Source organism: Psychrobacter sp. CMS30, from assembly GCF_904846565.1.
Lineage (GTDB): Bacteria > Pseudomonadota > Gammaproteobacteria > Pseudomonadales > Moraxellaceae > Psychrobacter > Psychrobacter maritimus.
The window spans coordinates 93,319-105,054 of sequence record NZ_CAJHBF010000008.1 but is presented as its reverse complement, the minus strand read 5'-3'; the positions used below and the strand labels follow the sequence as shown (position 1 = coordinate 105,054).

8 protein-coding genes and 3 pseudogenes are annotated in these 11,736 nt (G+C 43.7%); 4 read left to right on the top strand and 7 right to left on the bottom strand.

Going from position 1 to position 11,736, the window contains the following annotated elements; all coding sequences use genetic code 11:
• Nucleotides 1–13 precede the first annotated feature (13 nt).
• Nucleotides 14–1,450: a DUF2868 domain-containing protein gene (locus JMX94_RS06085; protein ID WP_201564142.1), complete on the top strand. Its 1,437-nt coding sequence runs from the start codon at nt 14–16 to the stop codon at nt 1,448–1,450.
• A gap of 203 nt (nt 1,451–1,653) precedes the next feature.
• Nucleotides 1,654–3,097 (top strand): annotated as a pseudogene (locus JMX94_RS06080) (DUF3482 domain-containing protein); the annotation flags it as partial.
• A 72-nt stretch (nt 3,098–3,169) separates the two neighbouring features.
• Here JMX94_RS06080 and JMX94_RS06075 read toward each other — a convergent pair.
• The 6 genes and pseudogenes from JMX94_RS06075 to JMX94_RS06050 form a co-directional block, all read right to left on the bottom strand.
• On the bottom strand, nt 3,170–4,180 hold the full coding sequence (locus JMX94_RS06075) for an ArsA family ATPase (RefSeq protein ID WP_201564140.1): 1,011 nt from the start codon (nt 4,178–4,180) through the stop codon (nt 3,170–3,172).
• A gap of 51 nt (nt 4,181–4,231) precedes the next feature.
• Nucleotides 4,232–4,546, bottom strand: coding sequence for a cory-CC-star protein (locus tag JMX94_RS06070; protein ID WP_227670325.1), 315 nt, complete (start codon nt 4,544–4,546; stop codon nt 4,232–4,234).
• Between the two features lie 133 nt (nt 4,547–4,679).
• A pseudogene (locus tag JMX94_RS06065) lies at nt 4,680–5,882 on the bottom strand (carbon starvation protein A); the annotation flags it as partial.
• Between the two features lie 31 nt (nt 5,883–5,913).
• The gene (locus tag JMX94_RS06060) at nt 5,914–6,753 is read right to left on the bottom strand and encodes an IS3 family transposase (protein ID WP_227673543.1); all 840 of its coding nucleotides are present in this window, start codon (nt 6,751–6,753) and stop codon (nt 5,914–5,916) included.
• Nucleotides 6,741–7,262, bottom strand: a complete 522-nt coding sequence (locus JMX94_RS06055) for a helix-turn-helix domain-containing protein (protein ID WP_201564138.1) — start codon at nt 7,260–7,262, stop codon at nt 6,741–6,743. The genes JMX94_RS06060 and JMX94_RS06055 overlap by 13 nt, the downstream gene beginning before the upstream one ends.
• A gap of 43 nt (nt 7,263–7,305) precedes the next feature.
• Nucleotides 7,306–7,785: pseudogene (locus JMX94_RS06050) on the bottom strand (carbon starvation CstA family protein); the annotation flags it as partial.
• A 301-nt stretch (nt 7,786–8,086) separates the two neighbouring features.
• Between JMX94_RS06050 and JMX94_RS06045 the strand changes: the two are divergent.
• Nucleotides 8,087–8,755 carry a hypothetical protein gene (locus JMX94_RS06045; protein ID WP_201564136.1) on the top strand — a complete coding sequence of 223 codons (669 nt, stop codon included), beginning with the start codon at nt 8,087–8,089 and terminating at the stop codon, nt 8,753–8,755.
• Between the two features lie 90 nt (nt 8,756–8,845).
• Complete coding sequence (locus tag JMX94_RS06040) at nt 8,846–9,409, top strand: hypoxanthine-guanine phosphoribosyltransferase (protein WP_201564134.1); 564 nt, start codon at nt 8,846–8,848, stop codon at nt 9,407–9,409.
• A 91-nt stretch (nt 9,410–9,500) separates the two neighbouring features.
• Here JMX94_RS06040 and recD read toward each other — a convergent pair whose 3' ends face one another.
• Nucleotides 9,501–11,708, bottom strand: coding sequence for an exodeoxyribonuclease V subunit alpha (gene recD, locus JMX94_RS06035; protein ID WP_201564132.1), 2,208 nt, complete (start codon nt 11,706–11,708; stop codon nt 9,501–9,503).
• Nucleotides 11,709–11,736 lie beyond the last annotated feature (28 nt).

Sequence of the window (11,736 nt, the reverse complement as noted above, 5' to 3'; positions counted from 1 at the left end):
ATATCATCGCACTATGCTATCACCCCAAGACCAATTGACTGAGCTGGTACGTACGCTTGAGACGCAGCAGCATGTTTTTGCTACTGACCCGCTACTGATTACTGAAAAACTGCAAGGTGAGGATGGAAAACCTATCCAAAAATTGCATCGCCGCGCCTCGCGTATTGATAGTAACGGTGCGCTGGCACGTGTGCTCGGTAAGATTGACGGTCGCATAAAGGGCATCATGGTGGTTATGAGCGTGGTGTGGTGCATCTCAGGGTTTTTGGGATTGTTTACCCTACTTCAGACCAATGTGGTTAATTTCTTTTATGTGCTCGTCTGTCTGCTTGGCTTTCATACCGTTATGCTCTTAGGCTGGCTAGTGATGACGCTAATCAATCAAGGCAAGCAGTCCTCGAATTGGTTTGCCAATTTTGTCAGTCCTAGCTATCTCATCCGTGGCAAAGATGATGTGACTAAGGCGGCAGTTGACCTGTACGAGCGTCAATTACAGCACAGCGGTATGCGTTGGTATTTGGGGCGCTTTAGCCATCAGTTATGGCTTGCTACCTTGACTGGTATGCTGCTGGCGATTGTGTTTTTATTGATTGTGCGTCAGTACAGTTTTAGCTGGGAATCGACACTACTATCAGATCAGGCGCTTATCACGTTGACTCAGATACTCGGCTGGCTGCCAAGCATGGTAGGGTTTGGTGTGCCAGACAGTACCGCTATCGTTCAGAGTCGTTTGGTAACCGATGCGATGCCGCTGTCTGTCGCGCGTCAATGGGCAGGCTTATTGGTTGGTAGTCTGCTGATGTACGGTATTGTACCAAGAGCAATCGCTTGGGCGTTTTGCGCGTTGATGTTCCGTCGTAAAAAGATGCGTTTGGATATCAAGCAGCCTTATTATCAAAAGATTTTGAATTTTTGGCAGCGTCATGTGGTTGATGCTGATGATTTTAAGGAAGCGCCCGCTCCTATCGCCCCAAAAGCGATGGTCAGTACTGGCAAGAAATTGGTGGCTTTACTCGAATACCCATCAGAGCAGGATAACTGGTGGCTTGAGGGTCTTGATGCCAATATTAATGATAATAGTGAGATAGAGGATTTCGGTATCGTTGATGACCGCGATGATATGGATCGCTTGACAAGCTATCTTGATAAGCACCCAGTGCAGGTGTTATTAGGGATTCATAGTAAAGCGCTGCCTGACCGTGGCACCCTACGTAAACTCGATCGTATCGCAGAACATGCGACAGATGGGCTCATCGTACAACTGCTTGGTGATACTAGCTTGAACAATGATATTAATATTAATGCTGATATTTCAAATAACGCTGTTTCAAGTACGGCAGATTTAAAAAAGCAAACATCGGAGCAGGTGGCGGGAAATCAGGATGTTCGCTATCAACAGTGGCAAACCGCTCTCTCTGCGCGAAAAATTGGTCTGGTGGACACTAAGTAGCGTTATGTCCTTAGCTTTACTCAATAGCTTTTATACAAATGATATGGAATCATAAGATGGATAATAATAAGACCAATGGTCAACCCATCGGTTTATTTGCTGACAAGGCACTAAAAGACGACCCTAGCAGCAACCTAATGAACCCAGAGGCAACAGCATCATCGGACTTAACTGATGAATCTGAAAACCTGACAGCGCGCTCTAGCAAAAAAACGACGATAGCCAGTGGCGAAGCGCTGAAATTAGCAGTCGTTGGTCATACCAATACGGGTAAGACCTCTATCCTGCGCACACTATTACGTGATGTCTATTTTGGTGAGGTCAAGAACGAAGCTGCAACCACGCGTCATGTGGAGCAAGCCAAACTAACAGACAGCCAAACCGGTGAAGATTTGGTCATACTATATGACACCCCTGGTCTAGAGGACGCCTCAGGGCTGATGGATTGGCTGGAAGACAATACGGCCAGCCGCCGTGATGGTATTGAGCGCCTGCAGCAGTTTTTGGCAGCAGACATTGCCCAAGGTGGTGATGCGTTAATTAGCAATGAGGACTATAGCCAAGAAGCCAAAGTTATCCGTCAGTTGCTGGCAAGTGATATGGCCATTTATGTCGTCGATGCGCGTGAGCCAGTACTCGGTAAGTACAAAGACGAGCTGGCTATTTTATCGTGGGCCGCGATACCTGTCATGCCGGTATTCAACTTTACGGACAGTCAGGATGCCAATATCGATGACTGGCAAACGATGCTAGCCAGACGTAATCTGCACATCTCGACCCGTTTTGATTCAGTGGCGTTTGAATTTGCAGATGAAATGCGCCTATGGCAAAATCTCGCCACCATGCTCACTCACTCGGAGATGCTTGAGCAATTGATGGTACGCCGTACGGAGAACTGGGCGCAACTCTATGATGAGGCCAATATCATTATTGCGGATTTTTTGTTAAATGTTGCATCATTTGTGCGCGAGATTAGTGAAGATGATGACCCAATGCCCGTATTGGAACAAATGCAAGAGGCCGTTAGACAAAGTGAACGGGCGATGCAGCACAACCTACTCAATTTATATAAGTTTTATGATAATGCCGTGGCAGCAACCCCACTTGAATTACAAGCGTATCAGCAAGATCCTTTTGACCCTGAACTGCTGAAAGGCTATGGTATTCGCACCACATCTGGCGCCGCAGCGGGCGCACTATTAGGCTTGGGTATTGATGCGGCAGCATTAGGCACGACGTTGGGATTGGGTGCCGCGATAGGTGGTATCGCAGGTGGGCTATTGTCTAATACCAGTAGCATCGCTGATAGAATCACTGGGGTAAAACGTTTGTATATCGCCCCTAACCTTGCTCGCCACTCGTGCGATAGATTTACTCACCGCCCTGCGTCATCGTGGTCATGCGGCAACTGATGCCACGCAATTGCTGTATAAAGGTGAGAAATCCAGTATTGAACAGTCGTTAGATGACGAAAGCAACACCGTCACGCCATGGCCGACACATAAATTGCCAAGTGAGCTCAAAAAAGCCCGTGGCAAACCGCAGTGGTCATCGCTGAGTAGCGGTAAGTCTGAACAGGCTCAGCTATTACGCGCAGATATGGCGTGGTCGCTGGCTAGCAAATTACAGCCACGTGGGGCTGAATAATACCAGTTAAGTAACAACATTTCTTTATGCGGCTTTTTTTATATAATTATTTTTATATAACTATGCCTCTACTTAAGTACTTAATGCATCAGTACCGCGTACATCTGTTTTCTGTAGATAAATTGGATACAGCGGATAATTCGTAAAAATCTTTTCAATATCATGCATTAGCTGCTGCTGGCGCTCGGCACGATGTTGCCAAAACTCATCAGTTTGTATTGGTGTTATCAGCTGATTGATAACTATCGCTGCTGGCATAAGCTTACTGTCTTCTAACTGCTCTATCGCTCGCTTTGTTTCAGCCAGTGGCAATACATCAGCCGTCATAACTAATACAATCGCGGTTTGGCTACGGTCATGCAGCAATATTCCTGCCTGACGAAACAGCGCTTTGCGTTTTTCTAGTACGGATACTGCTTGCTCCCAGCGGTCAGATTTTTTTGCAGCAAATGGATTTGGCACATCATTATCGACGTCTTTTTTATTGCTCTTTTGATTGTGACTGTCTAAATGGTTCGCGACCGAGCGCAATTTAGCTTGCCGCCTTTGCTGTGCCAATAATCCATCTGTCCACGCGCCCATCATCTCAGGCAAGACCAATAAACGCAGTGTATGACCAGTTGGCGCGGTATCAAATATGATATGTTCATAATTGGCATCCGCTGCGCTGACTAAATGCTGACACATGGACTCGAGCATGGCGGCTTCTTGTGCACCTGGCGCAGATTTTGATAGGCGTAGGTGCTCACGAATTTTGGGCATCATATCGGGATTGGCATAAGCACTGATGGTACGCTCAACTTGAACAAAGTGTGCATCGACGATGATGTCAGGGTTTAGCTCGATAGCATCAAGATAAGGCGTTACCGCTGTTTTCTCGTTGCTTAACCGTATATTAAGTACATCACCCAAACTATGCGCCGGATCGGTTGAGATAATTAAGGTCTTTTTTTGCTGGCTAGCATAATGACTGGCAAGTGCCGCTGCAGTGGTGGTTTTACCAACACCGCCTTTACCACCGACGAATATAATCGGCTGTGTTGCCAGTTGTTCTATTAGTTTGTGTAGAGGATGTAAAGCCATACTGGTGTCTCAACATTGAATCAATATAACGGTTAATAAATTAGCATCCGACTAACAGCAACCAACGTGGTCAAACGGACATCTATCCATACCCATGCGTGTGTGCCATTCGTGGAAATTTTCTAAAAATAACGGCTGCAATTCTAGTGTATAAAAGCTGGCAGGGTTATCAATACCGAGGCTCTCAGCAAACATAAGCAGCATAAAGAAATCTTCTTCGTCACGCGCTGCACGTGCCATCGTTTGACGATATGGTGCATGATAAAACTCATTCAGTCCTGCCACAAACCGTTGCCACCACGATTGGTTGTCTTTTAGACGGTCTGGCATGTTTTCTAGGTTATTTGGTGTCTTGTTATCTTCCATGATTTACTCGCATTTTGCTTATTTCTTATCATCTATCATGCCTATACCATACAAAAAACGCCAGCAATTGCTGCTAGCGTTTTTTCATACCTATGTTTTTTATACCTATATTAGTATCAATTAGGAATCACTTTTAAAGGTTGCTTTTTCCTTTATGTAACGTCCATTCTTTACGGAGTACTGATAAACTCTCAAATGTCACTAAAATCGTGGCTATTAAGATAATAATATCCATAATGATAAGCAGCCAATTACCGTCATTAAAGAATGTTTTTAGCTGAATCAATAACGCAAAAACGGTCATAACCAACAAGAACGATAATGGCGCTAAGGTATACCATACAGGTCTGCCTTTACGTAACAAGATGACAGTCACAATCATTAAGGTTAAAGCAGCCATGAGCTGATTGGTTGTACCAAATAGCGGCCAAATAATCATACCGCCCGCGCCATCAATGCCACCAGCACCAAATGCTAGTAACAGACAGCTACCAACGGCAAGAAACGTTGCCACCACACTTTTATTTAATACCGGCAGCTTATAAATCTCGCCAAATTCTTGGAAGATATAACGTTGTAATCGAACGCCAGTATCCATCGTAGTACCAGCAAACAAGGCTGCCATTACCGTCAGCATCGTCTGTGATAACACCATATCAATGCCAACACCTGCATTTAATATGGTCGCACCGCCATCAATAAAGGCACCAATCGAGCCGTCGCCAAATTTTTGATAAACGGCTTGCCAGTCGCCAAGGGTTGCAAAGCCTGCGGTTGCCGCAAGTATCGCACCAAGTGCCAGCATACCCTCACCCATGGCACCGAAGTAACCAACGAAGCGTACATCTTCTTCTTTATCAATTTGCTTGGACGTCGTACCCGTCGCCACCAAACCATGAAAGCCTGAGATTGCACCACAAGCAATGGTCACAAATAATAAGGGCAGCATAGATGGTGTACCGATTGGCAATGCCGTGTTTATCGCTGGCGCGACAATGTTCGGCGTAGCAATAAAGATGGCAGCGTATAATAAAATCAAACCGACAAATAACTGTAAGCCATTGATGTAATCGCGCGGTTGCAGTAGCATCCAAACAGGCAACAAAGACGCAATTGCCGCATAAGCAAATAGAATAAGAATCCAGATTGCATTATCCGGTAGACCCATAAAGGTCTCAGGTAATACGATAGGGAACATAGGACCGAGATAAATAAGCCCGTATAAAGCGGTGACCCCAATGATGGAGACCCAAACCAGATTCATCTTATAGCGATAAATACACTGACCGATGATAAACGCTACGATTAAAGCGCCCCAAACCGGCAAGACAGAAGTGAACTGACCCCCAAATGTTGGACGGTTTAGTTTATAACAAGGACTGAGTTCTGTATTGCACAGGACTCAGTCCTTCTAATTTAAGTTGAATACGCTCATGATTATAATAATGCATATACTCATGAATCTGTTTCTCTAACTGCTCAATAGTTTTCGGTTTCTCAATATAAATCGTCTCGCACTTCAGGGTACCGAAGAACCCCTCCATCAGTGCATTATCTAAGCAGTTGCCTTTTCTGCTCGTACTTTGCTTAAATCCATGCTGTTTAAGCGTCGTGCTAAACGATTTCATTTGATAATGCCACCCTAGGTGAGAATACAGCATTAATCTCTTACCACGGCACGGATTTGTCTTATCTAAAGCACTAGCTAGCATCTTACCAACTAAGTCATAAGTGGGTCTCTTTGAGAGCGTATAGGTGATGATCTCATTGTTATAACAATCAAGTATGGGTGACAAATACAGCTTATCATCACCCACCTTAAACTCAGTAATATCGGTCAGCCAGCGCTTATTTGGTTTATCTGCATGAAACTGGCGCTTTAAATAGTTCTTCGCAATCTTGCCTTGTTGTCCTTTGTAAGATCGGTACTTCTGACGTCTTATCTTTGCGCTAAGCTTCATGTTACGCATCAGCTTAGCGATGAGCTTATGGTTATGATAAACCCCTAACTGCTTTAGCGCGGCCGTGACTCTACGATAACCATACCTGCCTTTATGCTTGTGGTATATCTGAGCAATATGATGTTTTAAGTCTGCATATTTGTCTTTAACATCAAACTGACACCTATGGTAGTAAAAGACACTCTTAGCCATCTTAGCGATGTTTAGCAAAGCAGATAAAGGGTGCTCTTGTCTTAGTCCTTCGATGAGCCTTGCTTTTTCAAAGCTTGTTTCTTCTTCTGTTTGAGCAAGGCATCCAGCTTTTTTAGGTAGGCGTTCTCCGCACGTAGGTACTCATTCTCACGCTTAAGCTCTGCTAGCGTCTTTTCATCATCTGGCTTGTCTGTAATAAAGGGTTTACTCATGGCGGTTCTACCTTTAGGTTTGGATATTAGTCCAGACATACCATAAAGCCGATACGCTTTGTGCCAGTGGCTAATTAAGGCCGGTGAGCTGATGTTATACCTTAAAGCTACTTCCAATTGACTTAAGCCTTGGGTAAGCATCGTTGTAATCACTTCGTGTTTAAACTCGCCACTATAGTAGGCTTTGCTTGTCTTTGGTTTGATAGCATCGATACCACCGCTTTGATACTGTTTAACCCATCTGACAACTATCTTATTGTCTAGGTTAAATTTCTCAGCCGTAGCATGACCAGTATGTCCTTGCCTATAGTATGCGATGACTTTTATCTTAAAGTCTAGGTCGTAATGCATAAATACCCCATAAGTTGTGTCCAACTTATGGGGTTCAGTTCAAAGATGGGGTTTTTATCATCATATTGGCAATAGCAACGCCAAATACCGCATTGACCATTAATAATAATAAAAAGATAACCACCATCATTAAGCTGCGCACACGTGTGCCCATGACAGTACCGGCGATAGAACCTATCGATTGACCTCGATTACGCATACTGGCCCAAATGGCCGACATATCGTGGACACCTGCCATAAAGATAGTGCCTAAAACGACCCAAATGATGGCGGGTACCCAGCCCCAAATAACCGCAATCGCAGGACCAATAATTGGTGCCGCCCCTGCGACCGAGGTGAAATGATGCCCCCATAGCACGTATTTATTGGTGGGGATATAATCTACCCCATCTTTCATGGTATGCGCTGGCGTGGGACGACTGTTGTCCAATGCCAAAATTTTGGTGGCGATAAATTTTGAATAAAACAGATACCCGCAAAGCATAGCGGCAACCGCAACCAACAGTACAATAGCACTATTCATCTTATCTCTCCCTAGACAAGTATTAGATAGCCTTATAAGTTCAAGCTTTTTAAAGTAAAATCTTAAAAATATGCTAGATTAGTGGGCGGTGAGCGACTCAGAGCACCCGTTATTAGGCAAATAGAAGCATCTTCCCCATATTATTACTGACCAACAAAGCATGGTATTTTAAGATTCAGGCACTTCATTAATGAGTACCAATTGCCTGAATCCTTTCTTAGTATTCTTTTTAAATAGTAACTGATTTGATGAGGGATGTAACGTTGATAAGACGTTAAAAACAACAAATAAAGGAGTTAGAATGACACACTATTTTGGATTCGTACCTTCAGATAAATTGAAAGAATTAATTATTGAGGCAGAGCAAGTCGTTGAATCAAACGAAAAAGTAGACTATTACCCTTATCGTGACGCCCTGACCCACCAAACGGCTCGCGACCTTACTGATAAATTGTTGGTTGGACTGGTAGATATTATTCCAAATCCTGAGCGCCAAGCCTCTATGCGTAAAATCGTTGGCACCATCGAGCGTGCGACGGATACCCTACTCAATATCTTGTTGGGTAAAGAGAACAATGAAGAAGTGATGCCAAGTTTTCATTTTTTAAGGGATCAAGCGACTTTCATTGATAACGAAGGCGTCAAGCGCATCGGTTTTAAATTGTCAGATGCAGATGCTAAAACTATTGATGACGGTTTTGCGGCGATTACGCCTGAGCACGTTGATAGAGCGCTGTTTAAAAAAGCACTTGAAACGGTAAACGAAGAGACTTTAACGCATTTTATCAGCCGCTATGCTGATACGTTAAAATTGGGCATGATTAAACGCAAGTCTGTGCCAATGGCAAAGGCAGCTATCGATAAAGGCATGTCTATGGCATTAAACAAGCTATTGCCTGACTTACCTGACAGCTCTTTGAACCGTTTGGCCAATTATTATCGTCCTTTTATCGTAAAAAGGCCTGAATAACGAATATTATATTTTTATTAAGACTGTAGTGTTGGGCAAATTTGCTAAAATTTGCTAAAATAGGCGGCACTTTTATCGAAGGCGCAACTCATGACCCAAATTAGTAATCAAGAAATCGAAAAAACCCTGCGCAACTCAGAGTGCCTTATCAGCAGTATCGAAGTAGCCGCTGCTTATGAGCGCCTTGCCGCCCAGCTCAACCTACATTATGCCGGCTTAAATCCAATCGTTATGGTCGTTATGAACGGTGGACTTATCCCAGCTGGTCAATTATTGACGCATCTGACGTTCTACCATCGCATGCATTATATCCATGCGTCACGCTATCGTGATAACGAAGGTACGAATGAGCTTGATTGGAAATTTAAGCCTGATGTGAGCATCAAGGGCGAACACGTCTTATTAATTGACGATATTTTTGACGAAGGTATTACGCTAAAAGCCATTGTTAAAGAATTGGGTAAAGAGAATCCTTTATCTATCGAATCTTGCGTGTTGCTTAATAAAGAGCACGATCGCAAGGTTGCAGACTTTGACGTTGATTTTGTTGGTATTAATGTCGCAGACCGTTATGTTTATGGCTGTGGTATGGATTTCCATGGTTACTTGCGTCATTTGCCTGGTATCTATGCTATTAAAGAAGACAAAATCTAGTCATTCTTTGGTTGAATGTTTTGAATGTATCGCATAATAAAAAAGCACCGAGTGGGTGCTTTTTTATTGCTTTGATTGTAGTCAGGGGCAATTAAAACTGTAATGCCAAACCCGTATGACGCTCAGTGGGTGTCTGGACAGCCTTTTCCAAAGCAGGTTTCGTACTATATATGGTTACCTGTTTTTTGGCACGGGTAACAGCGGTATAAATAAGCTCTTTGCTCAGTAGCCTTGCATGACTATTATCAAAAGTAATGGCCACATGATCAAACTCAGACCCTTGCGATTTGTGAATGGTCATCGCATAGGCGGTGGCAATCACCTCTTCATTAAGCAGATTGACCGCAATCCCCTGCTTCTTATTTTCAAAGAACACCTCGAGTCGACTACGCTCATTACCAGTTTGCAAACAAAAACCAATATCGCCATTAAATAATCCTAGCTCATAGTTGTTTTGAAGGACCATAACGGGACGACCATGAAACCATGTGTTTTGACCCAGTGGTAGCTTAAGCTCAGTGAGGTGCCATTGAGTAAAGTAATTATTAATATAATGGTCGCCCCACTCGCCATTATGGCCGGCAGTTAGCACCCTGAACTGATTAAAGGTTTCCATTAATGAAGCAATGGTATCTTTAACTGATTCTGGCATGGATTTTTCTATCGGATTTATCAGCAACGATTTAATTTTATTTATGTAGGGATGGTAGTTTAGATTGAGGTTTGAGATATCTTTATTTTTACTTAGGCTATTTTCTATCTTATTATCTAGAGAAGCTTCTGTTTGCAAGGTGTTGATGCTATTCACATATTGAAAGCTCAGTGCCTGATCATGCTTTAACAACTGCCAAATAGCATGAGTATCTGTCTCCATTTTGTTGATTTGATAAGCAAGCTTACCGATACCCGAGTCTGCTGTAAATCGACGACTCTCTGTTAGCTCTGCATGAATGGGTTGTAATAGTGGAATACGGCACAAGTCAGCCAATACAGCCCCTGCATCTACCGCTGCTAACTGGTTCGCATCTCCTAACAATATCAGCCTTGCGCCAGGCTTTACCGCACTCACAAGATACTTCGCCAGCTCAACCCCTAGCATCGATGCCTCATCGACGATGATAATATCTTCGCCAAGTGGATTATTGGCATCGTAACGCGGTCTCCCCGTCCGACCGATACCTAACAAGCGATGAATGGTTTTTGCTTCTTGCAACTGTAGCTCAACATCCGCTGCGTCTAACGCCGCCTGTAGAGACTCTTGCATGCGCTGTGCAGCCTTACCGGTTGGTGCTGCTAATGCCAAGCTGGCACTGTCAGTACTAAATCTAATGCTTTCACGCGCATCTCCCCCACTCTCTGCTGCCTGTTGCAGCGCAATCACTAGCCGAGCAGCGGTGTAGGTCTTCCCCGTGCCTGGCCCACCAGTAATAATGCTAAAGGCGTTGTTATTAGCCACGTTAATGGCTGTCACCTGCTGCTCGTTTAGATTTTTGGGTATTGACAACTCTAGCGGTGTTATCTGCTGGTCTAAAATAGTTTTGATGCGCGCGGCTAAGTTAAACTCAGCTTGCCAAGCTCGGTGTAACCAAAAAGTGATTGCTGCGTTTTGTTTATCAGCCTCTTTGTTATTGATAAGCTGATAAATAATAGGTTGATTACTTTTGCTTAGGCTATTTTTATTATTGTTTACGTTAGCATTAACGCTAGCGAACAAAGTGTGCTCATCGATTAACTTAGCAAAAGACGTTATGTTGCTATTTTTCAATAACTTATAAAGTAAGGCAATGGCATCGAACCTTTTAACCAACATCTCTTTTTCATGATTACTGAGTGCCAGCTGCGCCCATAGCTGGTCTTGCTTAGCAAACAAAGTCTCTAGCAATACAAATATTGATGGCTCAGCCGTAATATCGACCTCTGATTGAACCTCTATTTGAGTATCAATCAAGGCAATAATCGGCATTGCTAGCATCTCTAACAGCTGCTGTTGCCAAGCATATAGTGTCACTAGCTCAGCATTGATATGACCGCTGAGCGGTACTTCATGCTCAGTTTCCTCAATGGTGAGTACAGTATGCCCCTCTTCTAAATGCGTCGCCAACATAGTAAATAAAGCCGTAAACAAACCACTATCTGGTGTTTTATCTATTTTTGCACTATCAGTATCAGTATTAGGCTTGGCATCGGTCACGTTATACGCTAAATACGTTTGTTGCCGGCGCAGCAAAATATAATCACTGATGTTGCTGGCCCAGCTTTCTTGTGAACTTATATCCGCCCTGCTCTTATTATTATTCATAGATTATTACTCATGGTATGTGTTTCTC